Source organism: Streptomyces sp. SID10853 (genome assembly GCF_010548145.1).
Taxonomy (GTDB): Bacteria; Actinomycetota; Actinomycetes; order Streptomycetales; family Streptomycetaceae; genus Streptomyces.
The window spans coordinates 18,714-44,092 of sequence record NZ_JAAGLN010000036.1 but is presented as its reverse complement, the minus strand read 5'-3'; the positions used below and the strand labels follow the sequence as shown (position 1 = coordinate 44,092).

The 25,379-nt window shown below is 69.7% G+C and carries 22 protein-coding genes, 1 tRNA gene and 2 pseudogenes; 3 read left to right on the top strand and 22 right to left on the bottom strand.

The genetic code is table 11. The annotated features are described in order from the left end of the window. Positions 1-257: pseudogene (locus G3I19_RS10335) on the top strand (hypothetical protein); the annotation flags it as partial. Positions 258-399: 142 nt separating this feature from the next. Here the strand turns inward: G3I19_RS10335 and G3I19_RS10330 are convergent. From G3I19_RS10330 to ugpC, 3 genes are all read right to left on the bottom strand, one after another. Next, the gene (locus tag G3I19_RS10330; protein ID WP_164262376.1) at positions 400-1,149 is read right to left on the bottom strand and encodes a nucleotidyltransferase family protein; all 750 of its coding nucleotides are present in this window, start codon (positions 1,147-1,149) and stop codon (positions 400-402) included. 86 nt (positions 1,150-1,235) lie between these two features. Next, positions 1,236-1,649, bottom strand: a complete 414-nt coding sequence (locus G3I19_RS10325; RefSeq protein ID WP_164262374.1) for a hypothetical protein — start codon at positions 1,647-1,649, stop codon at positions 1,236-1,238. A 202-nt stretch (positions 1,650-1,851) separates the two neighbouring features. Next, positions 1,852-2,985: a sn-glycerol-3-phosphate ABC transporter ATP-binding protein UgpC gene (gene ugpC, locus G3I19_RS10320; RefSeq protein WP_164262372.1), complete on the bottom strand. Its 1,134-nt coding sequence runs from the start codon at positions 2,983-2,985 to the stop codon at positions 1,852-1,854. Positions 2,986-3,166: 181 nt separating this feature from the next. On the opposite strand from ugpC, the gene G3I19_RS10315 reads away from it, so the two are divergent. Then, a tRNA-Thr gene (locus G3I19_RS10315) sits at positions 3,167-3,240 on the top strand. A gap of 96 nt (positions 3,241-3,336) precedes the next feature. On the opposite strand, the gene G3I19_RS10310 is transcribed toward G3I19_RS10315, so the two are convergent. The 18 genes and pseudogenes from G3I19_RS10310 to G3I19_RS10230 all read right to left on the bottom strand — a co-directional run bounded on the left by G3I19_RS10310 (position 3,337) and on the right by G3I19_RS10230 (position 22,249). Next, entirely contained in the window at positions 3,337-4,332 is a 996-nt protein-coding gene (locus tag G3I19_RS10310) for an aminoglycoside phosphotransferase family protein (protein WP_203599406.1), read from the bottom strand. A gap of 85 nt (positions 4,333-4,417) precedes the next feature. Then, positions 4,418-5,119: a DUF4232 domain-containing protein gene (locus G3I19_RS38250; RefSeq protein ID WP_164262370.1), complete on the bottom strand. Its 702-nt coding sequence runs from the start codon at positions 5,117-5,119 to the stop codon at positions 4,418-4,420. Positions 5,120-5,348: 229 nt separating this feature from the next. Continuing rightward, positions 5,349-6,350 carry a LuxR C-terminal-related transcriptional regulator gene (locus tag G3I19_RS10300; protein WP_239074125.1) on the bottom strand — a complete coding sequence of 334 codons (1,002 nt, stop codon included), beginning with the start codon at positions 6,348-6,350 and terminating at the stop codon, positions 5,349-5,351. Positions 6,351-6,452: 102 nt separating this feature from the next. Then, the gene (locus G3I19_RS10295; protein ID WP_164262368.1) at positions 6,453-7,265 is read right to left on the bottom strand and encodes a metallophosphoesterase; all 813 of its coding nucleotides are present in this window, start codon (positions 7,263-7,265) and stop codon (positions 6,453-6,455) included. After that, positions 7,262-8,239 (bottom strand): DMT family transporter, encoded by a 978-nt coding sequence (locus tag G3I19_RS10290; RefSeq protein WP_164262366.1) that lies wholly within the window; start codon positions 8,237-8,239, stop codon positions 7,262-7,264. Before G3I19_RS10290 ends, G3I19_RS10295 begins: the two co-directional genes overlap by 4 nt. After that, positions 8,229-9,485 (bottom strand): ATP-grasp domain-containing protein, encoded by a 1,257-nt coding sequence (locus tag G3I19_RS10285; protein WP_164262364.1) that lies wholly within the window; start codon positions 9,483-9,485, stop codon positions 8,229-8,231. The genes G3I19_RS10290 and G3I19_RS10285 overlap by 11 nt, the downstream gene beginning before the upstream one ends. Before the next feature lie 34 nt (positions 9,486-9,519). Further along, positions 9,520-10,224, bottom strand: a pseudogene (locus G3I19_RS10280) (CTP synthase); the annotation flags it as partial. Between the two features lie 74 nt (positions 10,225-10,298). After that, complete coding sequence (locus G3I19_RS10275; protein WP_164262362.1) at positions 10,299-11,642, bottom strand: cation:proton antiporter; 1,344 nt, start codon at positions 11,640-11,642, stop codon at positions 10,299-10,301. Further along, entirely contained in the window at positions 11,629-12,162 is a 534-nt protein-coding gene (locus G3I19_RS10270) for a deoxycytidine triphosphate deaminase (RefSeq protein WP_203599405.1), read from the bottom strand. Before G3I19_RS10270 ends, G3I19_RS10275 begins: the two co-directional genes overlap by 14 nt. Further along, a complete protein-coding gene (locus G3I19_RS10265; RefSeq protein ID WP_164262360.1) occupies positions 12,153-12,710 on the bottom strand; it encodes an AAA family ATPase in 558 nt (185 codons plus the stop codon). The genes G3I19_RS10270 and G3I19_RS10265 overlap by 10 nt, the downstream gene beginning before the upstream one ends. After that, positions 12,707-13,798 carry a hypothetical protein gene (locus G3I19_RS10260; protein WP_343235048.1) on the bottom strand — a complete coding sequence of 364 codons (1,092 nt, stop codon included), beginning with the start codon at positions 13,796-13,798 and terminating at the stop codon, positions 12,707-12,709. The genes G3I19_RS10265 and G3I19_RS10260 overlap by 4 nt, the downstream gene beginning before the upstream one ends. Before the next feature lie 20 nt (positions 13,799-13,818). Continuing rightward, positions 13,819-14,256, bottom strand: a complete 438-nt coding sequence (locus G3I19_RS10255; protein ID WP_164262358.1) for an SRPBCC family protein — start codon at positions 14,254-14,256, stop codon at positions 13,819-13,821. Positions 14,257-14,324: 68 nt separating this feature from the next. Next, complete coding sequence (locus G3I19_RS10250) at positions 14,325-14,894, bottom strand: DUF6031 family protein (protein ID WP_343235047.1); 570 nt, start codon at positions 14,892-14,894, stop codon at positions 14,325-14,327. An 11-nt stretch (positions 14,895-14,905) separates the two neighbouring features. Beyond that, positions 14,906-16,003, bottom strand: coding sequence for a DUF6001 family protein (locus G3I19_RS36840; protein WP_203599404.1), 1,098 nt, complete (start codon positions 16,001-16,003; stop codon positions 14,906-14,908). A 36-nt stretch (positions 16,004-16,039) separates the two neighbouring features. Then, positions 16,040-17,668 (bottom strand): alkaline phosphatase family protein, encoded by a 1,629-nt coding sequence (locus G3I19_RS36835; RefSeq protein ID WP_203599403.1) that lies wholly within the window; start codon positions 17,666-17,668, stop codon positions 16,040-16,042. After that, a complete protein-coding gene (locus G3I19_RS10240) occupies positions 17,665-18,465 on the bottom strand; it encodes an HAD hydrolase-like protein (RefSeq protein WP_164262356.1) in 801 nt (266 codons plus the stop codon). Before G3I19_RS10240 ends, G3I19_RS36835 begins: the two co-directional genes overlap by 4 nt. After that, a complete protein-coding gene (locus G3I19_RS10235; protein WP_164262354.1) occupies positions 18,465-19,682 on the bottom strand; it encodes a hypothetical protein in 1,218 nt (405 codons plus the stop codon). The genes G3I19_RS10240 and G3I19_RS10235 overlap by 1 nt, the downstream gene beginning before the upstream one ends. A gap of 2 nt (positions 19,683-19,684) precedes the next feature. Beyond that, positions 19,685-22,249 (bottom strand): PEP/pyruvate-binding domain-containing protein, encoded by a 2,565-nt coding sequence (locus G3I19_RS10230; RefSeq protein ID WP_164262352.1) that lies wholly within the window; start codon positions 22,247-22,249, stop codon positions 19,685-19,687. A 629-nt stretch (positions 22,250-22,878) separates the two neighbouring features. Between G3I19_RS10230 and G3I19_RS10225 the strand changes: the two genes are divergently transcribed. Then, on the top strand, positions 22,879-24,666 hold the full coding sequence (locus G3I19_RS10225) for a BTAD domain-containing putative transcriptional regulator (protein WP_239074127.1): 1,788 nt from the start codon (positions 22,879-22,881) through the stop codon (positions 24,664-24,666). Positions 24,667-24,712: 46 nt separating this feature from the next. Here G3I19_RS10225 and G3I19_RS10220 read toward each other — a convergent pair whose 3' ends face one another. After that, complete coding sequence (locus tag G3I19_RS10220; RefSeq protein WP_239074124.1) at positions 24,713-25,297, bottom strand: flavin reductase family protein; 585 nt, start codon at positions 25,295-25,297, stop codon at positions 24,713-24,715. Positions 25,298-25,379: the final 82 nt, after the last annotated feature.

Below are 25,379 nucleotides of genomic sequence, written 5' to 3'. Positions count from 1 at the left end.
CGACCGCCGGCTCCACGGGCCGGCAGCAGCCGAGCGCGACCCAGGGGACGGGCCAGCAGCAGCCGTCGCAGCAGCAACAGCAGCAGCAGGCCCCGCCGCCCCCGGCGGCCACCAGCGCGGGCCCCTCGGCCTCGGGTGGTACGAGCACCGGCGGAGGCAGCGCCAGTGGCGGCTCCGGCACTTCGGGCGGCGGCGAGGGCGGCAGTTCGTCCGGCGGGGGAAGCAACAAGAACCCGATCGGCGGGCTTCTCGGCTGAGGGGCTGGCTGGTCGGCTGACCGGCCTTTCGGCTGACTGATGGAGTCAGCTGTAGCCGGCGGGATGTGTGCGGGTAAGGGGCGATCGCCAGGGCGGTCGCCCCTTACCCGTGCGACTTACCCGTGCCCCTTATCCGTGCCCCTTACCCGTGCGACGGGACGGGCCGGTTGAGTTCCTTCGCCGCCTCCGTGAGGTCCTTGGCGGTGTCGATGGCCCGCCAGTACGCCCCGTGCGGCAGCGGGTAGCCGGCCAGCCTGCGCTCGCGGGCCAGCCGCGGGAAGGTGGACCGCTCGTGGTCGCCGCGGTCCGGCAGAAGGGCCGTGAAGCCCGCGGAGAAGACGTAGATGCCCGCGTTGATGAGGTACGGCGACGGGGGCGACTCGATGAAATCCAGTACATGCCCGAACCGGTCCGTCTCGACCGCTCCCCACGGGATCCGCGGGCGAGCGAGAGCGAGGGTGGCGACGGCGTCCCGCTCGGTGTGGAAGGCGGCCATCTCGCGCAGTGAGAAGCGCGTCCAGATGTCGCCGTTCGTCGCGTACCAGGGCTGGTCGGCGTGGGGCAGCCGGGCGGCGGCGTACTTGAGACCCCCACCGCGGCCGAGCGGCTCGGACTCCACGACGGTGGTGACCCGCAGGGGCAGTTCGGCGGAGTCCAGCCACTCCTGGAGCACCTCGGCGAGATGGCCGCAGGAGATGACAGCGTCGGTGACACCCTCGGATGCCAGCCAGGCCAGCTGATGGCCGATGATCGGCGTACCGGTGCCCGGGATCTCGACCATCGGCTTGGGACGGTCGTCGGTGTACGGGCGCAGCCGGGAGCCCTGGCCGCCTGCCAGGACCACGGCCTGGGTGGGCAGCGCGTGTGCGTGAGGATCAGCGGTCGTCGTCATGAGGCGCACCCTATGACCTGGTACGCCTCAGGAACGTCGGTGCCGGCCGGTGCGAGCGCCGGCCCTCACGCGGTACTCGGTGGGGGTCAGTGCTGGTGCGCGACTCCGTACGCGAAGGACGTGTCGCAGACCGGGCGGGAGAACGACTGGGCGCGCGTCGGCCCGTACCGCTCGACCGCGGCGCGGCCCAGCGAGCGGGCGATCGACATGCAGTGGCTCGCCAGCGACGGCCGGCTCTCGACCTCGCGCTGGAGGTGTGTGAGGGCCTTGCCCGGATCCTTCTCCTGGAGCTCGACGAGGAGCTCGTCACGCAGAATGTCCTGCGGTGTACGGGTCTTGGCGCGCACCGGCGCCTCCTTGCTGGAGGCGGTCAGCATCTGCGAGCCGTTGGAGGTGCCTGCCCACGGGACGCGGGTGACCGCGAGCGTCCCGGAGAGAACCAGGACGACGGGCAGGACAAGTGCGAGAGTTCGGCCGATTCGGCGGGCTGTGTGGGTCACGCTGTGGAGCGTAGCGGTCGGTGATGATTTGGCGACATTTAGTCACTCGTGCGGGGGATGGTTCGAGTTTGCTTTTCGAATCAGGTGTTGACGGTGCGCTGCGAAATGCCCGCTCTGCCGGGGTGTTTACCGGGAACGCGCCGCGGCCCCGCGCCTCCCGGTGGGAGAGGTGCGGGGCCGCGGGTGGTCCTGGCGGAGGCCGTCAGTCGCTGAGGCGCTCGCCGGTCGAGGTCGAGAAGACGTGGATCTCGCCGGTGCGCGGGACGACGTGGAGCTTGGTGCCCTTGTCCGGGACCTTGCGGCCGTTGACGCGGACCACGAGCTCCTTGTCCACGCCGTTCACCTCGGCGGAGCCGTACACGTAACCGTCGGCGCCGAGCTCCTCGACGACGTTGACGGCGACGGCGAGACCGGCCGGGGCCTCGGCGCTCTCCTTGGCGAGGGACTTCGGGACCTCGTCGTGCTCGACGACCTCGAAGTGCTCCGGCCGGACACCGACCGTGACCGTGGTGTCACCCTTCTCGGACGCGGCGGCGAGGGCCTCACGGGAGACGGGGACGACGCTGTTGCCGAACTTCACGCCGCCGTCGGTGATCGGGACCTCGACCAGGTTCATGGCGGGGGAGCCGATGAAGCCGGCGACGAAGAGGTTGCTGGGGCGGTCGTACATGTTGCGCGGGGAGTCGATCTGCTGGAGCAGACCGTCCTTGAGCACCACGACGCGGTCGCCCATGGTCATGGCCTCGACCTGGTCGTGCGTGACGTAGACGGTGGTGATGCCGAGGCGGCGCTGGAGCGACGCGATCTGCGTACGGGTCGAGACGCGGAGCTTGGCGTCGAGGTTCGACAGCGGCTCGTCCATGAGGAAGACCTGCGGCTCACGGACGATGGCACGGCCCATCGCGACACGCTGGCGCTGACCACCGGAGAGCGCCTTCGGCTTGCGGTCCAGGTAGTCGGTGAGGTCGAGGATCTTCGCGGCCTCTTCGACCTTGGCGCGGATCTCGGTCTTGTTGATACCGGCGATCTTGAGGGCGAAGCCCATGTTGTCCGCGACGGTCATGTGCGGGTACAGCGCGTAGTTCTGGAACACCATCGCGATGTCACGGTCCTTCGGCGGAAGGTGCGTGACGTCACGCTCACCGATGCGGATCGCGCCGCCGTTGACGTCCTCAAGACCCGCGAGCATGCGCAGGGAGGTCGACTTTCCGCAGCCGGAGGGGCCGACGAGGACGAGGAACTCGCCGTCCTCGACATCGATCTCCAGCGCGTCCACGGCGGGCTTGGTGGATCCGGGGTATATCCGGGTGGCCTTGTCGAACGTGACTGTTGCCATGAGTGTGTGCTCCTTCACCGGCAGGAACGTGCCGGACGATCCGAGTAAAGGTGAGTGGTGTAGTCCACACGGGTGAACTGCAACGAGACGCTACCTGGCGGTTTGCGGTCTGTCAGTAGTTCCGGACCCGGCAAATTTCCGGCGTGACCACCCTCGCGCTGCGGTTAGAATGCTCCGACGCGCCTCCTTAGCTCAGCTGGCCAGAGCAACGCACTTGTAATGCGTAGGTCATCGGTTCGAATCCGATAGGGGGCTCTGTGGGACCCCAGGTCGGACGCTTCTGACCTGGGGTTTTTCATGTTCGGCGCGTTACGGCGTTACGGCGTTACGGCGTGACGGGAGCCTCTTGGCTCAGCGCAGTGTGTCCAGCAGGGTGGTGACGTAGGTGTCGAGCCGTTTCTCCACGGTCCGGGGCGTCAGCTCTGTCCGCCCCGCCTCCCGCCACGGCTGCGATACCTCCTGCACCTCTTCGGAGGCCGCCAGCGCGTCCCGTACCAGCCAGTACCGCCGCTCGTCCGTGGTCGCTGCCAGTGACCCGCCGGCCTTCTCGTACGCTTCGGCGAATCGCAGGCCCCATGCCGGGCCGTGCAGCAGCGCGAGACTGGTGGAGCAGTGCGCGACATCGAGGTCGGCCGGGCCCCAGGAGGTCTGTACCCAGTCGATGACGCCGGTGATCCGGGGGGCCTCCGGGCTCGGGGACGGTGCGTCGAACAGTACGTTGCCCGGTTGGAAGTCCCGGTGCAGGAAACGTCCTTCGTAGGGCGGGGCGGGGGAGCGGATCATGTCGATCGCCGCCGCCCAGGCCGTCGCGTCGGCGCCCTGCGGAGTCACGACGGTGTCGGGGGTCGTCAACGTCACGTATTTTCCCGGCCGTTCGGCGGGGCGCAGCGCGTGGATCGCCACCAGCTGGCCGGCCAGCAGCGGGACGCGCTTCTCCAGTCCCGCGTCGGCGATGACCGGGCTGCCCGGCAGGTGGGTCATCAGGAGCGACGGGTACTCGCACTGCGCGGCGGTCGGGTCGGCCGCGACCAGTCCTGGAGCCCGCACGCCGGTCCCCGTGAGCAGCGTCAGGGTGCCCGCTTCCCTGTTCAGCCAGTCCTCGGCCTGCTCCACGTCGACGAAGGTCCGCAGCACCAGGTCGCGGGTGCCTCCGTCCCGGCCGCCGATGGTCAGCCTCCGCATTTCGGCGGTGATGCCGCCGTGCAGCGCCACGGTTCCGACGATCCGCTCGCCGGCCTCCAGGTGCCGGCTCACCCAGGCCCGTGTCAACGGCCGGACGGTTGCCGCGTCCTGGTGAGGGGGCAGTGCGTCATGGTGAGGGGACAGCGCGTCGTCAGGATGGGTCATCGTGCCACCCCAGCACTCGGACGGCGGCCCGCGCAAAGCCTTTTGGCCGTCTCCCGGGTCGGAGCCCCGGCCGCTTGCGCCGGCTCTACTTGTTGTGTGTGGGGTAGACCTCGACGCCGACGTACGAGCCCTTGACCTGCCCTGCGCCGGCCGGCCACTTCACGCTCACGGTGTGGGTCTCGTTCGGGGGCGTCACCTCGAGCTTGGTCGGGTGCGTGTAGCTCTTGCCGGTGGGGTCGATGGTGTAGGAGAGGTTGAAGACAGCGGCGTCGCCGGGCTTCAGGTTGGTGATGCGCGGGACGGCCTTGCCGCGGGTGATGGGCTCCGACGTGTGGTCGGTGTCCGTGATGTCGACGCCCGCGTAGCCGCTCGCCGAGCAGGTGGCCGAACCCCGGTTGACCATGGTGATGTCGATGACGCCGGCCTTGCCGTCGGGCGAGGCGTCCGCGGCGTCGATGGCCAGGTCCGCCGTCTTGCAGATCGGGAGCTTGCCGCTGCTCGCCGTCCCGCCGTTCGCAGCACCGGCGCGGGCCTCGGTGCCCTCACCGGAGCCCGAGGAGTCCTTCGTTGCCGCGTTGCCGGCCGAGGACGAAGAGGAGGAGGCCGAGCCCGAGCCGCTCTCCGAGGAGCCGCTCTCCTGCTTCGAGCCGCCGTCCGAGGACGAAGCAGCCGCGGACGAGGAGTCCTTGGAGGACGAGTCCTGTCCGGAGCCGTTGTCGCAGGCGGTGAGCGAGAGGGTGGCGGCGAGGCTGATGGCGGCGAGAGCGGTTATGCGGGTGTACTTCACGGTGTTCCCCCAGGACGGGCGCGGTGCGTGCGGACTGAAGTATTTCTATCCCGCACCGGGTTACAGCCCGTCCTCCGCGACGTCCGCGTTCTGTCACAGGCGTGTTGACCCCACGGATGACGGCTGGGGCCTTGGCGCCGGTCTTCGCCCCGCCCGGGCGTCCGTCCTCGCGTACGCGTCCACCACCGGGGCGTGTCAGGCTCGCGTACGCGTCCACCACCGGGGCGCGTCAGGCTCTCGTGCGCTCCTGGGCAGCCAGCAGATAGCCCGCTTGGAGGCGGCTCTGGGCGCCCACTTCGGCCATGATCTCGGCGACGTGGCGGCGGCAGGTGCGTACGGAGATGCCGAGGCGGCTGGCGACGGAGGCGTCCGTCATGCCCTCGATCAGCAGCCGGATGATCGTCTGCCGCAGGCCCTCGGTGATGTCCGGCTGGCGGGAGGCGCCCACCGTGAACGGCTCGGCGGCCAGCCACAGTCGCTCGTGGACCTCCACCAGCAGTGCCACCACGTGGGGTTGCTGGATGAGGGCCGCGGCGTGCGGGTTGTCCGGGACCGGGATCACCGCCGCTTTCCGGTCGAAGACCAGCATGCGGGTGAAACGGTCGTCCAGCGTGCGTACATGGGCTCCGAGCCGGCTGATGCGCTCGACGTAGGCACTGGTGCCCAGGCTCAGCCTGGCGGCGTGCTGGTACAGGACCTTCATGCGGACGCCACGCTTCAGGGCGTCTTCGTCCAGGGGTGCCGCTTCGGCGAGGACGCTCTCCTCGCGCCCTCCTCCGGGCTGCGCCGTGAGGATCTCCTCCTTGCAGTGACCGGTCAGGTCGGCGATCACAGACTGCACGTCGGTGAGGTTCTGGATGACCTGGAACTGGTTGCGGGGCTGCTGGGGGGAGACGCTCGCCTCGAAGACGGGCATGAAGGACATGAGGTCGCGGCGGGTCCGGTCCATGCGGGCCCGCCGCGTCCGTATCTCCCGCTCCAGGGGGATGAGGACCTCGGATGCCGCCTCGTCCGGAGGGACCGCGATGAGCCGTCCGCCCGAGAGCACACGGAGTAACCCCCTGGTGAGCAGGTACTCGACCGCGGCTTCGGCCGCCGGGCGGGACAGTGAGAGCTCCTCGGCGAGCCTCGCCGAGACGACGCTGTGCTCCATCTCCTGATTCGGCGCGTGATTCAGCACATGGCTGTACACGTCGATCAGTACGTCGCGGCTGACTGTCTCCGTGTCCAAGACAACCTCCAATGTATTGGTTCATACCGGGGTGCCGCGCAGAATAGCCGCCCATGGGCGGCGAATAGAGAGCTTTCAGTCATGTGTGGGCAGGGTGGCCGATTACAACCTTGTTTCCTCTGCATTGCGGACGTGTGTGACGAGCCGACCGTTTTCGAAGAGATGAAGGAAGTACTGAGGCCGCATGGTGGCGCTCTTCCATCCAGTGGAATCCGAATGCTGCTCCGCGGTGATCAGTCCGGTCGATGCGATGCCCGGGGCGCTGAGCAGAGGGACGCCGGCGAAGGTGGCGAAGGCGGCCGTGTGGGCATGGCCGGTCCAGACCGCCCGGACCGGGGGATGCCGCTCGATGAGCGCCGCCAGGGCCTCGGGGGCGCGCAGGCCGATGGAATCGATGTACGGCATGCCCAGCGGAACCGGCGGGTGGTGGAACGCGATGAAGGCCGGCACGTCCGGGGCGGCGGCCAGCCGGCTGTCGAGCCAGCCGAGGGTCTCCTCGTCGAGGACTCCGTGTGCGGCTCCCGGTACGGACGAGTCGCACAGCAGGAGACGCGGGCCGTTCGTATCCAGGAGGACCGACCGGTTCAGCGGGCCGCTGTGGCTCTGCGTGCCGGGTGAGCCGTCGGTGTCGCCTCCGCCGTCGCCGTCATCCGGGAACCATCTCCGGAACTCCTCCCGGCTGTCGTGGTTCCCGGGACACACGAGCACCGGGCAGCGCTCCCGCAGCGGGGCGAGCGCCGCCGCGACCTGCCGGTACTCCTCCGGGGCGCCGTGATCGGCGAGATCGCCTGTGATCAGTACGGCGTCCAGCGTCCCCGGCGTCGCCGCTACCGTCGCCACGGCAGCGGCGATGCGCTCGCCGCTGTCCGCGCCGGCGCCCGCGTGCAGATCACTGAGGTGGGCGATCAGTGTCATGCCTCGATGCCCTCGGTCTCGGGCTGGGCCACCGGAGCGGCGGCTGCTTCCCTCTTGCGGTCGGCACGCCAGCGCGTCAGAGTGCCGAGCACCATGGCCATCGTGATCAGCGCGATACCGACGAAGGTGCTCAACGACTGGTGCAGCCGCGGGTCGAGGAACTGGGTGAGATAGGTGATCACCAGATTCATTCCGTACAGCATGGAGACGGTGATCGGCTCGGTGCGGACGATGCCCTGCTGGAGAAGGTAGAGCGAAATGATGACCCCGACGATGCTGATCGCCAGAATCGCGCCGGTATTGGCAAATGTGTAGGTGCCGAAGCTGGACCTGAAGAGCATGAGCGCGAAAGTCGAGACGATCAGGACGGGGAATCGGGAGGCCATCATCTGCCGTACGACCATTCCCTGGTCGCTGAGCCGCTTGGTGTAGTACGTGATGCCCGCCAGGGAGACGGAAGTGGCCACGCACATGCACACACCGAAAACGATGCTTCCGGTCGATACGCTCCCGATCGCGCTGGAGCCGTCGAGTGCTTCGACGAGCAGATAGGCCATCACCGCCAGCATCCCCGCCGCGGCGGCGATCTCCAGCCGGTAGGCCCGGACACCGGGACGCAGTTTGAATCCCAGCAGGATGGTCACGGTCGGGCCCAGGCCGATGATGATGGCGTTCGCCATGGCCGGTTCGAACACCGTGAACGCGTAGAGGACAGCGATCCAGCAGATCGCCGTCATGATGTTCAGCATGATGACGTCCGGCAGACAGCGGCGCACATCACGGAAGAGCGCCTTCTTGTCCCGCAGCGTCAGGAAGTAGAAGAGCTGGGCCAGGACGAAGGAGTTGAGGGCGATGAACTCCGGTGACAGGTCCTGGACGAGCGCGCCTTCGAGGACCGACTTGGTCGAGTTGATGATGCAGTAGCCGGTGACGAACAGGGGCCCCACGACTGAGGCGTTCCGCTTAATCGACATCGTAGAAGCCCTCCCCGTCGAGGTAACGGGCCGTCATGTAGTCCCTGACGGTGACGCCTTCGGAGGGGTGGAGCAGATGCACCAGCATCGGATAGGTCAGGTCGTTTCTGGTCTGTTTGATCAACCCGCCGGGAGCGACCTTCAGCAGGACGTCGTGGAAGCTCTCCAGCGCGCGGACCTCGTCCATCCGCGGAAGACCGCTGAGCTTGCCCTCCTTGGGGGCGATCATGTTCACGCAGATGGCGTGCTGATCCACGACGTAGTCCTGCTCGGCGCGGGTGTGGAAGGCGTCCGCGTCGGTGTAGGCGAGGACCGTCCACTCCAGCTGGCTGCTGCCGAGTGCCGCGCGGGTGAGCAGGGGGAGCTGGGCGCCACAGACCCGTGCCCCGGTCTCGACCAGGCGCGGCCCCTGAGGCGTCAGTTTCAGCTCGGTGTGCGCCGGGCCATTGCTGATGCCGAGCGCGTCCAGCACTCCGAAGGCGTAGGCGACCAGCACGTCCTGTTCCGGGCCGCGGCGCGTCATCAGCTGGGAGCCGCCCAGCAGATCGCGGACTCCGTTGACCTGCAGATGCTGGGTCTTCCAGACGTCGCACACATAGTGCTTGCCGTCCCGGCTGACCGAGTTCACGTAGTACTCGGCGCCGACCAGATACTCCTGGGCCACGACGGCGCGGTTGTTCAGGCCGAACGCCGAGTCGGTGCCGAGGAGCGCGTTGAAGGCCGCGATGACCTCCTCACGGGAGGTGCAGAAGGAAACGCCGTCGTTGAGTGCGCTGTTGACCGGTTTGAGCACGACGGTGCGCGGCACATCGCCGTACCAGGTGAGAAGGGTTTCGAGGTCGGTCGCGAGCACTTGGTCCGCTGCGGGCAGGCCCGCTGCCTTGACCGTCTCGATCATGCGGAACTTGTTCCGGCGGGCCTCGGTGAGGGCCGTCCCGTTGGTGAGCAACCCGAGGGATTCAGAGATCTGGTCGGCGAGTTCGACTCCGGATTCGGCGCCCGGCAGCACGGCCGTCGGCGCGTACGCCCGCAGTGCCGAGGCCGTCGCCCGCGCGTCGCCCGCGTGGACGACCTCGTGGGTGAAGTCGCCCGGCCGGTACGTGGAGGTGTAGAGCTCCGGCAGTCTGGGGGTGCTCTGCACATGGACGCAGTCGTACCCCCGGTCGGCGAAGAGCGGGGCCAGGTGGCTGCCCGTGGAGTAGCCGTCCACGATGGCCACGACCGGGCGGGGTGAGGCGGGGCTCATTGCGGCTCCTTTCGGTAGCTGAGTAAGTCGGGCCTCACGGCGCGATGAACTCTCGGGTGCTTGTGGGTACTGCCGTCTTGCGGGCCACCGCGGCCTCGACCAGGCCGGCGAGGAGCGGGTGGGGCCGGGTGGGCCGGGAGCGCAGTTCGGGGTGGGCCTGGGTGGCCACCGGATAGGGGTGGACGTCGCGGGGGTATTCGACGTACTCGACGAGCTTGTTGTCGGGGCTGGTTGCGGAGAACACCAGTGCGGCCTTGGTCTCCAGCTCCGCACGGTAGGAGTTGTCGGCCTCGTAGCGGTGACGGTGGCGCTCCTCGGCGTACGGCACCGGAGGGGCGGTGGCAGCGTCGGACTCGGTGGAGTCGGCGTCCGGAACACCCGCGACGTTCCGCGCGGCCTCGATCACGATGCGCTGCAAACCCAGGCACAGACCCAGCAGCGGGACACGGTTCTCCCGCGCGTACTGGATCGCACCGACCTTGCCGTCGACCCCGCGCTCACCGAACCCGCCCGGGATACAGGCCGCGTCGACATCCCCGAGCTGCTTCCTCGCACCCGCCTGGGTCCGGCACTCGTCGGATGTCACCCACTTGACCTTGACCCGCGCCCGGTTGGCGAACCCACCCGCCCGGATCGCCTCCGGCACCGACAGATACGCGTCCGGTAGATCGTCCCAGGCCGAGCACTCCACATCACGGAACGGCAGACCGGGCTTACGGACGACGTAGGCGTCACGACCCCTGGCGGCGCGCTGCGGCATGTGACCGGCCTCCTTTCCCTGACGCCGGTTCGGATGCGGTGCGGGTGGCCCGGTCATGAGCTACCCGCCGGGGACGGCGAGCGGGCCGCGGCACGCTCGTCCACCCGAGTATCGGGGGCCGGGGTCACCCGGCCGTCCCGGACCGCGCGTTCCAGCCACCAGCCGGCCAGCTGCGAGGTGAGGACCGCGGTGACGATCAGTGTGGTGAACAGCGAAGCGCTGACGATGCCCACGTCGTAGGCGGTGGTCGCCATGACGATGCCCGGGCCTCCTCTCGCGTTCAGTGCCACCGCAAGGTCGAGGGACTCCGCTCCCCGCCGGCCGGCGAACCGCGCTCCGGCGTACACACTGCTGGCCTTCGAGACGCAGGCGACGGCGAGGAAGACCAGCGTGAAACCGATGCTGAACGAGTGGATCAGGTCCAGCTTCAGTCCGACGACGGCGAAGTACACCGGGATGAAGAAGCCCGCGGCGAAGTCCTGCACCGTACGTGTGGGGCCCGTGGCGGCGGTCCCGGCGCGGCCGGTGGTGCCGGTGAGCAGACCGACCACGAACGCGCCGAACATCGGAGCGACCCCGAGGACGAGGCAGAGTGCCGATGTGCCCAGTACGACCGTGGTCCGCATCGCCACCGAGTCCCACGGCCGCCGCCACGCACGGCCGTTCGGTATTTTTCTGAGCAGGACCGCCGCCAGCAGGGCCAGCAGGAAGAAGCCGATGGAGGCTGCCGCGTAGTAGACGGCAGCCCCTGTCCCCGACACCGCGTGCACCGTCCTGGCGAGTCCGAAGACGGAGTGCGAGCTGCCGGCGACCATGCCGAGGGCGATCGACAGCAGGACGTTCAGCACGATGTCCTCAAGCACCGCGACGGACAGCACCACGCGGGCGAGTGCGCTGCGCATGATCCCGAGATCGAGCAGAATCCGCGAGATGACGGGGATGCTGGTCACCGCGATCGAGCAGGAGACCACGATGGTCAGCGCCGCGGTGTTTCCGGCCGGGCCCATCAGCCCGTCCGACTTCACCAGGGACATGCCGGCGAGACCCACCGCGAACGGGACGACCATGCCGATGGTCGCGGTCAGCACCACCACTCTGCTGTCCTGGCGCGAGAAGACCTTCCGCATGTGCGCGCCCGCGGTGAACATGAGGAGCAGCAGGCCGAGTTGGTACACGAGGTCACGGCCCACAGCGCCGGCGCCGGTGGAAGGGAAGAGCCAGTCGGCCAGTCCCGGGGCGGCCTGTCCGAGCACGGTGGGCCCCAGGAGCAGACCGCCGAGGATCTCTCCGACGACGGCGGGCTGCCGGAGGCGTACGAACAGCCGCCCCAGTCCGTGGGCAGCGGCCAGCAGCAGCGCGATGCCGAGCAGGACATGGAACAGGTCAGCCTGGGACATGGGCGTCCAGACTCAGCCGGGACGCGACGGCCGAAGTGGAGCCGGTGTACTTGCCGTTGTAGTCCACGGCCGTGCCCTGCATGGCCCAGAAGGCCAGCTTGCCGATCATCATGCCCGGGTACACCCGGACAGGGTGGGCGACCTTGATCTCCAGTGTCCAGGGGAAAACCGCCCCGCTGTGCCCGAGCGGCGCCGAGTACTGGATCCAGATCCCCATGGCGGAGGTGGACAGGCAGGCGTACAGCTCAGCCGCGTAGTGCGGGCTGCCCATGGCCTCCATGGTGCCGCCGAGGTAGAGGCGGTCGGGCTCCAGGACCATTCCGTCGGAGCCCATCGTGACCTGGTGGGCCTTCGGCGGTTCGAAGCAGTCGATGATGTCCTGCTCGTACCAGAGGATGTCCTCCGCGAGGCGGAATCCGTAGCTGTTGGGCTCGATGCGCTCCGGATCGAAGTCGTCGATGTGGATGCGCCCGGCGCGCACCTCGCTGAGAATCTCCGGGCCGCTGAGGATCACAGCCATCCCTCCAGCAGGCCGGATATCGCCGCGCGGTAGTCGGAGAGCTCGCCGTCATTGGTGATCACGGCGTCCGGGGTGATGGCGTCGAGCTCGCTGGTGGACCGGTCAGTGCGGGACGGGTCGCTGCGGCCGGCCAGCCGTTTCTGCCGGGTGTCCTCGTCGCACCGCACCCGGACGACGCGGAAGCCCTGTTCGCGCAGGACCGGAGCGTCCACATGGGGGTCCCGCAGGTCGTCGTTCACGATGACCTGGGCCTGCGCGTTCTCCAGGCGGGCCAGGAAGTCCTCCGCCAGGGAGCGCGGGTTGGCCCGGCGCATCGCGTCGGCCAGCGCCTCCATCAGCACCTGGTCCTGGGCCCCTTCCGCGAGAGGGGCGTTCGCTCTGCTGTACACGGCGCGCTGGAGGTCGTACAGCGGCTGGGCCAGTTTGACCCGGGAGAAGGAGAGGCCGCGGGCCGCGGCCCACTCCTCGACGAGGGAACCGCAGGTCGACTTGCCCGCGCCGGCGAGCCCGGTCACGCAGATACGCAGACCGGCCGTGGTGGTGGTCACGCCGTCTCCTTCGCGGAGTCGAGGTTCTTGAGGACATCGGACGGATCGACGTCGAGGGTCCCGGTCAGCCTGACCATCGGCAGGTCCGCGGCCACGTGGCGCAACCGCGACAGCGACCGGTAGAACTCCGTGTAGTCCGGGACCAGATACGACTGCCAGGTGAAGAACGTCGTGTCGGCCTGCCGGTCGATGATCTTGTTGAGGTGGGCCCACCGCTCGTTGTCGGAGTCGAGACGGCGCGCACGCAGTGGTTCGCCCGGCTCGACGCGGGGCAGGAACAGCGCGGCGAGCGGCCTGGGGGTCGCGTCGAAGGGGGTGCCGAGCCACTCCTCGAAGACATCCGGATCGATGAGGATCTTGTGCCCGGGTTCGTAGGTGTCGACCGCGGCGTCGACGCCGTCCCGGACGAGCTGCTCCAGGCGCTTGTCGGCCCGGATCGTGCCGACGCCCACGTAGGGGTAGTCCCGCCACGGGTGCACGGTCACGCCGCTCGCGTCGAACGTGCAGAAGACCTTGTCACCGCTGAAGTACGACCAGTCGTCGCGCCGCAGGCAGGACAGCATGGTGGTGGTCTTGCCCGCCCCCTTGGGGCCCGCGATGCAGACGGCGCGCCGTCCGTCGTGGATGCCGGAGGCGTGCAGGACCACGGTGCCCTGCTGCTCCTCGTTCCTGATCACGAGGTCCCGGAGGAAGTCGATCATCTGTACGGCTGCCCGCTCCGTGACGCGGGTGCGGAAGACGGGGTCCTTCATGGCGTCGTGCGGAGCGTCGAGGACCATGTTCCGGTTGGTGTAGCGGCGGCGGTCCGGGTCGTCCACGATGTGCGCGTGGAACGTGAACTCCCGGGCGCTGCTGAGCCGTACGACCGACTCCGGTACGGCCCAGACGGCCGGGTCCACGTCGCTGTCGGGGTCGTAGGGGGCGACCGCGACCCGGAAGGTCGTCTCGTTGCGCGGGGTGTCGTCCAGCAGGTGCCGGAAGAACCGCCGGATCTGGTCGAAGGCGGCCTCAGCGGCTGCGTCGACGTCGAGTTCGATGGTGGTGTGCAGGAAGTTGAGGTAGAGCATGGCTGCCTTTCCGGCCTTCACGAGGCCAGGCTTTCCGGCCTTCACAGGGCCAGGCGGTCGACGCCGCGTACGAGTTCGTCCGCGTGCGCGCGGAAGGACTGGCTCCAGATGGGATCGAGCAGGGGGGCGAGACCGTCCACGCCGAGCTCGAAGCTGATCGTGAGGGTCAGCTCGGTGGTGTCAGGACCGAGGGCGCGGACCTGCCACACCCCTGACAGGCTCTCCAGGTCGCCCTCGGTCTGCTCGAACCGGAGACTGTGACCGGGGCCCGCCGCTTCCCGCTGGCGCCAGGAGACGGCGCTGCCGTTGAGCAGTACCTTCCAGTCGGTGATCCGGAACAGCTTCTCCGCGTGCGACACCGAGTGGACGTGCAGGACGCTCCGGGCCCGGGAGCCTATCTCCCTGCTGTCCTTGACGAGGTTCCATACCTCGCCGGCGCTGTGGCCGGGCAGCACACGGCTGACGGTGACGTCGGGCATCTACTTCTCCTCACCTTGGTGGGTCATGCCGCGGTGGATCGTGCGGCGGCCGGTCATGCGGCGGCCGGTCATGCCGCCTTCATGAAGGGGGCGAGGAATCCGATGTCGAGCCCTGCCCGGCGGGCCAGTTCGGCCCAGGTGCGCAGGGTGAGCAGCATGTCCCGCTGGCCCTCCGCGACGAGCCGGTCGGGAAGTTCGCCGGGGAACGCGGCGAGCAGCCGCTCCCACAGCGGGTACACGGAGCCGACCTGGCACTCGTCGCCGCCGAACTCCTCCTCCAGGCCGAAGACCTCGACCAGATCGGTGCCGGAGGCGCCCAGGACCTCGGTCATGCCGTACTCCAGGGCCACGGCCAGACAGTGGGCGTCGTCGACCGGGACGCGGCCCGCCAGCCGGAGGTCGATGTCCAGGAGCTGTTCCAGGAAGCGGAGCTTGACGGCCTGCTGCATCTGCGGCTGTTCCTCACCGCCTTCCAGGTCCTCGACGTAGGCCCGCCCCTCGGCGAGCATCAGCCAGGCCGCTTGGACCCAGGCGGCGACCCCCTGTGCGGACGGCATGGCGTGTCCTGTCGTCACCGAGGGGAAGGCGGGCAGACTCAGGGCGAGTTCGTGTGCCCTGGGGTGGCGTGCGGTGGTCACTCGGTTTCTCCTCAGCTCTCGGGCACGACGGTCAGCCGGGCGGCTCCGGCACGGACTGCGCGGAGCACCACGGCCGCGTCCTCGGGTGCGAGACCGGCGAGATCCGGCAGTTCGGCGCCGGGAGCGGTCAGCGGCAGTGGCCGGGTGTGGTCACGTCCGGGCAGCAGCACGGCGCTCTCGGCCGATACGAGCATCGACGCGCCGGGCAGGAAGGGCGCGGGCCCGCCCGGGGCGGGCTCCAGGGTGACGGCGATCCGGCCCTGGTGACCGACGGCCTCCAGCACATCGCGCAGCAGCGCCTGGTAGGCCGGGCCCAGGGGCCGTCCCGCGGCCTCGGGGGACAGCGCGGCGGCGACGTCCGTACGCAGCCCCTCCAGCGTTTCGGCGGCGCGGCGCGCGGCCGGGGTGCGCCAGCCTCCGTCCCGCACCATCCGGGCCCACCGCAGCACGTACCACTTGCGGGTGGTGTAGACGTCGCCGTGGTGGGAGAGCAGGGCGTCCATGAGGTGCAGCAGGACGTTGAAGGCGTAGCCGACCCTCCCGCGTGTCTCGCCCGCCCGCTCGGCGAGTACCAGGTGGGCGGTCTGCTCGGCGGCGGTCTGCAGGGCCGCGCGGGCCCATACGGTGCTGAGGGAGGGCAGCGCGTCGAGGAAGGGGGCGCTGCCGTCCAGGGTGATGCCGTTGACGATGCGCTCGGTCTGCTTGCGGCGCGGCTCCCGGGTCTTGTCCCAGGAGCGGAACCCGTCGACCGTCGTGCCGAAGGGGGCGGCGGCCAGACGCCGGAGTTCCGCCAGGTTCGCCGTCACCTCGGCTTCGCTGAAGGACACCACTTCGAGGTGGTGCCCCTGCTCGAAGATCTTGGTGGATATCCGGGGCCCGCCGATCGGCTCGGGCTGGATACGGATGAAGTCGAAGTCGGACGTGGCGTTGGCCAGTCCGTGCACGGGCGAGCTGGTCAGCATCAACAGGCCGTCACCGACCTGGTCCTTCATGATGGCGGTGAGCCAGTCGGGGCTGAGCCCCCGGGAGGAGAGGAACTTCTCCACCCGGCTGTGCCGCAGGGCCGCCAGATCGAGCGGGGTCAGGTGGTGCGGGAAGTCGGGAAGCATGCGCGGTGCGTCCTCCTGGATATGAAGCCGGTGCGGTCAGAAGCCCAGCTGCCGTGCGACGAGCGCGGCGGGCGCCGTGTTGTCGAGGACCCCGGGATCCGAGCCGGCGGGGATGCCAGGTCCGAGTGCGGCGTGGATCGCGTGGAGTCTGGGGTCTCCCGTGTTCACCACGTGGGCACCCGACTTGGGAGTCGCGCACACCACGGCACCGCCGGGGTCCAGCACCGAACTGGGCTGGTAGTCGTCCGCGAAACAGACGAAGAGGGGCCCGCAGGTGACCTGGTCCCTCGAAATGCCCCGGCCGTGACTGTCCTGGAAGCCCCGGAGCAGGGGCTGCCCGGTCGCCGGTTCGGTGATCCCGGCGATCACGTCCATGGCCTGCCGGAGCGCGGTGGCCTCGTCCCGGTCGGACGCGCTCCGTGCGCCCGCCCACAGGGAGCCGTTGTTGGCCGGGTGGTAGAAGGCCCGTGAGCGTACGGAGTCGATCGCGTCGTGACCGGTCAGTACGGCCAGTCCGGCGTCCAGCAGTGCCTGGTTGACGTGGACGAGGTGGGTGCTGCCCACCATGCCGTGGTCGGCGCCGAGCACCACGGTGTCCTCCTCGCCCGCCCGGTCGATCACCTCGCCGAGCACGTCGTCGGCCCACCCGTAGCACTGCCGGATGCGGTCCCAGACGGCGTCGGCCATATCGGGCCGGTGGGCCCCGCTGCGCTCGTCGCACCACCCGAGCATCTCGTGACCGATGTCGTCCGTGAGCGGCAGATACACGACGACGAGGTCGGCGCTGTGCCTGGCGAGCACCGCCGTCGCACAGGCCCCGAAGGACTCGGCGACGCAGCGCAGCGACGCCAGGAAGACGTCTTCCGCCGTGCCGTCGCCCCCGTCCACGAGCCGGGGGCCGAAAACACCACGCCGGTAGAGGGGCCCCACCCCTTCACCGGCGAACGGCGGGCACGCCTCAAGTGCTTTCACCAGGTCGGTGCTGCTGCCGTCGACCCGGGGCTCCCAGACGCCGGTGTGCACCAGCGTCATGTCGTCCCCGGATCCGGTCAGGCCCAGCCAGGTGCCGTGCCGGTCGTCCAGGGCGAGGGGCCGCCACGCCCCCCGTGCGGCCAGGGTGACCTGTCCGTGCGCGGTCCTGACCCGTACGCTCCCGCCGCCGACGGGCCCGGTGACCTCCACCGTGAAGGGCCCGATGCGCCAGGGGGCTCCCTCCTGGGCCGGGAGGGGCAGCCGCAGTATGCCGTGGCGTACCACTCGGCGGCTGTACGCCTCGATGGCGCCCTCGACCGCGGGCTCGACCCGGCTGGTGCTGCCGAACACCCAGGGCACATGCACGAACGCGCTGGTGAGGTCGCGTTCGGCGGCGGTCTGCCAGATCGGTGACACCGCCGGGTAGCCCGGCGAGAAGCCGCTGACATGGCTGCCTATCCCCTGGCCGGCGCCGGGCACGGAGTATCCGGTGACCCCGTGCTCGCTCGCCCACGTCCCGGTGAACAGGGTCGCGAGGGAGGGCGGCGTCTGACAGTTCGGCCGGGCCGGCCGGGCGGCGGTCATCCTGCCGCCACGGCGCAGCCGGGACACCGCGGGCAGGGAGCCCTCACGTTCGAGCCGGTCGACGACCCAGTGCGCCGCCGCGTCGAAGACGACCCAGTAGACCGTCACTCCCTGTTCACCTCCGTGACGAGCGCGGCCAGTTCGCGGACGTCGCCGATCTCGTGACCGGCGTGCCCGGTCAGCCCGTCCGCCTTCTGGTCCGCCCACTTGCCCGTCCGCACCTGGACGGTGCGCATCCCCGCGTCGTGGCCGCCGCGTACGTCCGTCGTGGCGTCGTCGCCCACCACCAGGCAGCTGCCGGGCCGGTCGCCGAGTCCCAGGGATTCGGCGGCCAGTCGGAAGAAGGCGGGGGCGGGCTTGCCCAGGACCTGGGCGCTCTCGCCGGTGGCGTACTCCAGGGCGGCCACCAGCGCACCGGTGTCGATGTGGTCCCTGCCGGGCCGTTTGAAGTAGCGGCCGTTCTGCAGGGCCAGGAGTTTCGCCCCGGCCCTGACGGCGCCGAACGCGTCGTCGAGGCGGGCGTAGTCCAGGCGGTCCCGGCAGTCTCCCACCACCACATGGGTGTAGGGGCCGGTGACACTCACCGTGGGCAGGGTGCTCTCCAGATCCGCTGAGACCAGCCCGTACGTCACCGCCTTCTCGTCCTCCAGCAGCCGGCCGGCCGCCACGACCGGCGAGAACACCTCGTCGGGCCGTACGGCGAAGCCGTACTCGGTGAGCTGTCCGTGGACGCGCTCCACCGTGAGGGAGTCGGTGTTGGTCAGAAAGCGCAGCCCGACGCCCAGTTCGCGCAGGGCCGCGACCGCTTCGACGGCTCCGGGAAGGGCCGCGCCGTTGGCGTACAGGGTGCCTTCCATGTCCAGGAGGACCGCCTCGACCCGTGTGCCCTTCGGGGGTGTGCCCATCAGCCCACCGTCCGCAGCAGGTCGGGCCGGAGCTTCACGGTGTCCTTGAGGAAGGTGCGCTTGGAGTAGAACCCGGCCTCGTCGTTCAGGCCGCGGGCCCGCAGGAAGCTCTCCAGCCAGGTCGTGATCGCCGACATCTCTTCGAGGACGTCGGCCTCTGCCGCCGGGACGGCCACCCGGCTGCGGAGGTACTCCAGCTCGCACTGGTTGAGGGTGACGCCGGGGTCGTCGACCAGGCTGCAGTGGTCGAAGAAGATTCCGTAGACGTGGCCCGTGCGGACGGATTCGAAGTTGATGTCGTACCGCACCCGCCGGAAGGACGGCAGCCGGACACCGGTGACGCCCAGCACCTCGGTGATGTGCCGCTCGAAGCCGCCGTCGTCGGTGAGGTCGAGACCGTACGTGTGGGTCTCACGCCGCTCGAATCCGTCCTCCACGTACCACTTGCGCTTCAGCAGGTGCTTGCCGTCGGTGGTGGGGATGAAGGACGCGTAGCCCCGCTCGGCCTCGGTGGGCCCGGTGATCTCGAAGAGGTGGTTGGCGTAGTCCCACGCCTGGAACTCGTCGCGGAACTCCGGGATGTAGCCGGGAAGGACGCCGTCGAGCAGCTCGCGGTACATCTCGACCATGAGGGTCCAGGAGTCCACCGGCGGTTCGAGTGTGTACTTGTACTCCAGCTCCTTGCCGGGGAAGAGCTTCTGGTAGTAGCGCTGGTGGTTGTTGAGGAACAGGTAGTTCCCTGCGTGCAGTTGCACGGCCTCCGGCAGCCAGTCGAGCGTCAGGGGGTCGTCGGAACGCAGCGGCTCGGCGGTGGTGCGGATGAAGCAGGCGTCCTCGGCGAGGAACCGGACCTGGCTGTGGACGTGGAGCTCACCGTCCGACAGCGACAGGTAGAAGAGCGGCACGGCCGGCGGGTCGAGGAGGCCGGAGAGTGCCTTCCCCGGCAGCATGCCGGGGAAGAGCCCGTCCGCGGGCACACTGCCGTGCGCCGTGGGGTGTCCTTCCCCGTACCGGCCGGCGCTCAGGGAGACAGCACCGAGGTCCGCCCATCGCAGCACCACGGTGTTGCTGGGGAAGACCTCCTCCAGCGGTTCGGCGAGCTCGGCCAGGACGAGGGGGTCGCCCTTCGCGAGGGCGCGGGAGCCGTTGAGCAGATGGAGGCCGCCCAGGACGAGCCAGGCTCGCCGGGTGCGCGCTGTGTCGGCCGTTGAGGTCATGATCACTGCTCCTTGGGGGCGTCATGGGTCGTGGCGACGGTGCCGTCGGTGATGACCGCCCGCGTCCCGTGGACATCGGCGGCGGAGACAGCGGGGATGCGGGCTTCGCGCAGCAGGATGGCGAGGTGGCCGAGGGCGGAGCCCTTGTCGAAGACGAAGCCCGCCACATCGTCGAGAAGTACCGACAGCACGGCGTAGGGGCGGGCGGCGTGGATGATGGGCTTCTCGCTGAACGCCCGTACCCGGTCGGCGATATCGGCGAGCCCCTCGTGCTCGCTCACGTCCTGCGACTTGTCGATGCTCACGGCCGGGCCGATCGAGAGCCTGCGCAGCAGCTCGTCGTCGTCCAGCCGCAGCAGCGGTCCCTCGGCGTGGCCGCCCGAAATGCAGACCTCACCCTGGGAGACGGTCACCGCGGTGTCGCCGCCCAGGAGCGAGTAGTCCACGAAGAAGAGCTGGTCCTGGTCGAGGACCCACTCCAGGGTGAGGTCGCCGTAGCGCTCGTACATGGCGAGCGTGAAGCGCGCCATGCCGTCGAGGTGGGGTACGAGCGGGCGGGCGGAGTCCGCGGCGGTGAGGTTGCCCTCCGCGGTACTGGGGCGTGTGGTGTCCGCGACCAGGAGTGTGTCGCCGCCCGCGGTGCCCCGGTTGAGGGCCATCAGCCCCTCGTCGGTGTACTCCACCACCAGGCCGCCTTCGGCCGTACGGCGGGAGATCACCCCGAGCCGGCCCCGGACGAAGTCCCGCACGACGACGCTGTGGAGCGCCGTACTGTCCGTCTCCGCGCCGGTCAGCCCGGCCAGCCGTGCGACGACGTCCTCCTTGGGAACCACGATCTGCCGCAGTGTCTCCCCGAAGTCCAGTACGCATTCGCGGATGTGGCCCTCGGCGAGCAGGGCGGCGAACGAGGCGGCGCAGTCGGCGTCGTGCAGCCCCCGGCCGTTGAAGCGCACCACCCAGCCGCGGCCGACCGTGACACCGCTCTCGTGCGCGAGCCGGTGTGCGGGGCCGCGCTTCGCCGCGTAACCGCTGTACACGGCGGCCACGGCGCCGAGTTCGAAGTCGTCGGTGAGTTCGTCGAAGTAGAGCCGGAGCACGTTCAGGACCGGCTTGTCGTCCGTGGTCGGGCCCGAGCGGCGGGCGGTGACCGGCCGTACCTGGATCAGGTGGACACCCTCCGGGTCTGCGGCCCACTCCACGTCGATCTCGTGGCCGGCCCGTTCCCTGAGGCCGCGCACCATCGTGACCACCTGGCGCAGCGCGTCGAGGTGGGGGGCGGGTGCGGCGCCGGGGGACTCCAGTGACCCGCTGTCGACGCAGACCGGGTCGGCGGTGCCCGCCACCAGCTCGTCCGCGAGCCCTTCGACGTATTCGAGTGTCACCTCGTGCGCCCCGGAGCCGTGCGCCCCGGAGCCGTGCGCCCCGGAGCCGGGTGTCCCGGGGCCGTGCGCCCCGGAGTCGAGTCCCGTGAAGGCGACACCGGCCAGGTCGGGCTTGATCATCCGCTGGACGAACACGGCGAGCCGCGGCATCGCGTCGAAGTCGCCGCTCCGTACGCGGGCGGCGACGGCCGGGGCCTCGTAGTGGGACTGCCAGCAGCGTTCGATGGCCTCCAGTGCGGCGTCGGCGCTGTCGACGTGGAGGACGGAGTGGTGGATACCGGCCAGGCTGGTGTTCTCGCCGTCCTCGTCGAGTCCCGACGAACGGACGGCCAGGAGGTCGCCGGGCAGGCTGAACATGTCCTGCAGCCGGGTGCGCAGCAGCGAGCGGGTCGTTTCGGGGATCCGGATCCCGCGGGCCGTGTCCGTGATCCTGGCCAGTGACTCCGTGAAGAAGGCGCCGACCGTCGCCCGGACATCCGTGAACGCGTTCTTCAGCTCCGCCGCCTGTCGTTCGTCCAGCGCGGCCGTGAACTCGGCCGCCGGAACACAGAATGCCGCAGGAACCGGGAAGTCGAGGTGGACCGCGGCGAGTTGACCGAATTTCGGCCCTACCTCGGCCCAGTCGCCGCTCGCGCCCAGCCCGGGGAAGCGCTGACGGGCGAACTGCTTCTCGAAGTCGACGTGGATATCGCTGGACCGCGGGCCGACGGAGCCCTGGTACTTGCCGTCGTACAGCAGGACCTTGCCCTGCGGGCGCCACCACATCATCTGGCCGACGTTGATCCCCGGATAGACCCGGACCCGGTTCATCGAGTACAGCTGGAGTGTCCACTGGCCGGTGTAGCCGATGTCGCCCAGGCTGGCCGAGAGGTTGATGAAGAGCCCGAGGCGCGCCACGGACGACCGGGCCGCGAACGTCGGGGCGTAGTGCTCGCTGCCGAGCACCTCGATGGTGTGGGCGAGATAGAGGCGCCCCGGCTCCAGGACGTATCCGTCGTCGGGGATGGTGAGTTCTTCGAATTCGTTGGCACGCCGGGCGTCGAGGGGCAGGTCCTTGTACACCCGCAGCGTCTTCCCCAGCCGGAAGTTGTAACTGTTCGGATTTACCTGCTCGGGAATGAACGGATCAATCGTGATGCGGCCATTTCGGTACTCACGCTCGATCTCGTTACCGGTGAGAATCAAACTCCTGCCTCCGTGACGTAGAAACGGGCCTGTGCCGGTCGTTCCTTACTCACCACCGGGTCGCGATGGCTGGATGCGTGGGCGCGAACGGGCGCCACCGAGCACAGGGCGGCCCTCTGCGGGCACCCTGATCGTTCAGAAACTGTTCGCTTATGAGCGGTTGTGGACTTACCCGTACTCTGCCGGGGCCCGGATGGGAATGCATACCCAGGCATGGATCAACATGCTGCACGTCAGCTTGATGCCAGGGGGGCAAGGACCGCTAAACGCTGAAATACCAGGCCAATCGGCGGCCTTGTGCGCCGTCCCGGCGTCGGTCACACGCCGTCGTCGGGGCCGCCGCAAGGGCCGCCCCGGCGGCCGGAGCATTTCCGGAACCGTTGAATCCGGTTATCCGCCCGGTGCGCCGGCTCCTGCCGGGCGCGAAGAAAATCTGCTCATACGTGGCATGGCGCCGACGTCCCAGGGGCAGATAGCCCGCGACGGGGCCGGCACTAGTTGGAGCACGGGCAATGCAGTCGAACTCCAGTCATGACGACGTCTTTTTCGGAATCCTCGGGCCATTGGAAGGCTGGGACGGAGAGCGGCGCCTGAAACTCGGCGGCGTTGTCAACGAACGTGTTCTGGTGATGCTGTTGCTGAAAGCGGGGCGCGTGGTCCCGGTTTCGCGGCTGATCCAGGCGGTCTGGGATCAGAAGCCTCCCTTTACGGCCCTCCAGCAGATCCGCAAGGCCGTGGCGGCCCTGCGCCGGCGAATCCCCTCAGGGCGTGAACTGATCGCCACCGAGCCTCCCGGCTACCGCATGACGGTGGCGGAGGGCCAGGTGGATCTGAAGGTGTTCGACGCCCGGGTCCGCCATGCCCAGGAGGCCCACGCGGAAGGGCTTCTGGACGAGGCCGTGACCCACTTGAAGGCCGGGCTCGACCTGTGGCGCGGATCCATCCTCGCCGACGCCGGCGGACACGTCATCGAGGCCGCCGCGGCCGGCTGGGAGGAACGTCGTATCGCCGCGGCCGAGCACTGCTTCGACCTCCGTCTCGCCCGCGGTGAGGCCGGTGAACTGGTCAGTGAGTTACGTGAGTTCATCTCCGCGCATCCGTTCCGGGAGTCCCTGCGCGGTCAGCTGATGCTGGCGCTCCACCGCTCGGGGCGTCAGGCCGAGGCCGTGGAGGAGTACGCCCGGCTGCGTACCCTGCTGGCCGAGGACCTCGGCATAGAGCCCGGCTTCCGGCTGGCGGAGCTGCATGTGGCGATCCTGCGCGGCTCCTTGGAGCCAGAGGCTCCACGGCGTCCCGAGGTGGCTGCGGCACAACGGCCGCCGGCGGTGGCCGGAGCGGCCCCGTGCACCCTGCCCCACGACCTGGTGGACTTCACCGGACGTAAGGAGGAAGTGCGCCGGCTCATCGAGGACGTCCGGGCGAACGAGGGGCATCCGGGGCCGCGCGTGCTGGTGATCGACGGCATGGGCGGCAGCGGCAAGACCGCGCTGGCGGTGCATGTGGCGCACCTGCTGGCGGACGACTACACCGGCGGGCAGCTCTACCTCGACCTGCGCGGCTTCACCTCGGGTGAGGAGCCGCTGTCCGCGGGGGCGGCGCTGGGCGCGCTGCTGGGGGTGCTGGGCGTGCCGGCCGACTCCATGAGCGACGGCGTGGTCGGGCGTATGGCCCTGTGGCGGGCCACGACCGCACGGCGGCGGCTTCTGCTGATTCTTGACAACGTTGCCGAAACCGCACAGCTGAGGCCGCTGCTCCCGACGTGCCCGGGGAGCCTTGTCATCATCACCAGCAGGGTCCGGCTGCCCGAGCTCGAAGGGTCGGCGGGGCTTTCACTGGGCCTGCTCGACGACGACGACAGCACCGAGCTGATGAGCCGGATCCTGGGCGCCGAGCGGATCGCCACCGAACCCCACGCGGCCTCCGAACTCGTACGGCTCTGCGGCAACCTGCCGCTGGCGCTGCGTATTTCGGGCGCCAGGCTGCGCAAGCGACCGCACTGGACCCTGGGTTTCCTGGCCGAACGGCTGCGGGACAGCTCCCGCATCCTGGGGGAGCTGGAGTCCGGCGACTGCAGCGTCGCGAGCGTGCTGCGGGTCTCGTACGAAGCCATGCCGCCCAACCGCCGGGCCGACTTCCGGCTGCTCAGCCTGCATACGGGAGCCGACCTCGACGTCGCCACGGCGGCCGCGCTCCTGGGCACCGAGCCGCGCCGGGCGGAGGAGACGCTGGAGCATCTGCTGGATGTCCATCTGGTCGAGCAGTTCGAACTCGGCCGTTACTCCTTCCACGACCTGGTCCGCTGGTTCGCCCGGACCCTGCCGGCCGCCGACCCGGCCCAGGGGACCGCAGTGCCGTGCCGGGCGGCCGCGTACACACTGAGTGGTGTGAGCGTGCCGGTGACCTGTTTTGTCCCGTGAGCGCGCGGACGGGGCCGGCGCGGCCCGGGACCTCCGGCAGGGTCGGTCACCGCTGGACCGCGGCCGTGTCGGGGCGGGGGCCGCAGGCGCCGTAGCCGCCCCGGAGGAAGACCAGCGGCGGTGCGGACCGCTGGACCCCCAGATCGCGGACGGCGCCGGTGACGAACCAGTGGTCACCCGCGTCCACTTCACCGGCCAGCTCGCAGTCGAACCAGGCGATGGCGTCCAGCAGCGCGGCCGAGCCGGTGGCGGTCTCCCGGTGCGGGATCTCCCAGCGGCCTGGCGCGGCGCTGGTGAAGCTGTGGCACAGCTGCTCCTGGTCGGCGGCGAGCACATTGACGCAGAACCGGCCGGCCGCCCGGATACGGGGCCAGGTGGTCGAGGACTTCGAGGGGAGGAAGCCCACCAGGGTCGGCTGCAGCGACACGGACGTGAAGGTTCCCATGACCATCGCGGGAGGCGGCAGATGCGGGGCCGGGCGCGGGCCGGTGACCAGAACCAGCCCGGTCGGATAGTGCCCGGCCACCCGGCGGAACTGCTCGGTGGCCGCCGCCGTCGGGCTGCCGTGCCTCGGATTGCCGGGCGTCGGGCTGCCGGGCGTCGGACGGGCGTTCTCCATGGAGTGCGACATCTCGGGGAGTTCCTCCGGTCGTACCGGCCGGGGACGTGCCGCGGTGCGACGCGGCGCGCCCCCGTGCGGGACTCTGCGGCCT

Coding starts and splice junctions, on each gene's coding strand:
- G3I19_RS10330 (WP_164262376.1), bottom strand. CDS start 1,149: ATGACGACGACCGCTGATCCTCACGCACACGCGCTGCCCACCCAGGCC.
- ugpC (WP_164262372.1), bottom strand. CDS start 2,985: ATGGCAACAGTCACGTTCGACAAGGCCACCCGGATATACCCCGGATCC.
- G3I19_RS10310 (WP_203599406.1), bottom strand. CDS start 4,332: ATGACCCATCCTGACGACGCGCTGTCCCCTCACCATGACGCACTGCCC.
- G3I19_RS10295 (WP_164262368.1), bottom strand. CDS start 7,265: ATGACACTGATCGCCCACCTCAGTGATCTGCACGCGGGCGCCGGCGCG.
- G3I19_RS10290 (WP_164262366.1), bottom strand. CDS start 8,239: ATGTCGATTAAGCGGAACGCCTCAGTCGTGGGGCCCCTGTTCGTCACC.
- G3I19_RS10285 (WP_164262364.1), bottom strand. CDS start 9,485: ATGAGCCCCGCCTCACCCCGCCCGGTCGTGGCCATCGTGGACGGCTAC.
- G3I19_RS10275 (WP_164262362.1), bottom strand. CDS start 11,642: ATGTCCCAGGCTGACCTGTTCCATGTCCTGCTCGGCATCGCGCTGCTG.
- G3I19_RS10270 (WP_203599405.1), bottom strand. CDS start 12,162: ATGGCTGTGATCCTCAGCGGCCCGGAGATTCTCAGCGAGGTGCGCGCC.
- G3I19_RS10255 (WP_164262358.1), bottom strand. CDS start 14,256: ATGCCCGACGTCACCGTCAGCCGTGTGCTGCCCGGCCACAGCGCCGGC.
- G3I19_RS36840 (WP_203599404.1), bottom strand. CDS start 16,003: ATGCTTCCCGACTTCCCGCACCACCTGACCCCGCTCGATCTGGCGGCC.
- G3I19_RS10240 (WP_164262356.1), bottom strand. CDS start 18,465: ATGGGCACACCCCCGAAGGGCACACGGGTCGAGGCGGTCCTCCTGGAC.
- G3I19_RS10235 (WP_164262354.1), bottom strand. CDS start 19,682: ATGACCTCAACGGCCGACACAGCGCGCACCCGGCGAGCCTGGCTCGTC.
- G3I19_RS10225 (WP_239074127.1), top strand. CDS start 22,879: ATGCTGTTGCTGAAAGCGGGGCGCGTGGTCCCGGTTTCGCGGCTGATC.
- G3I19_RS10220 (WP_239074124.1), bottom strand. CDS start 25,297: ATGTCGCACTCCATGGAGAACGCCCGTCCGACGCCCGGCAGCCCGACG.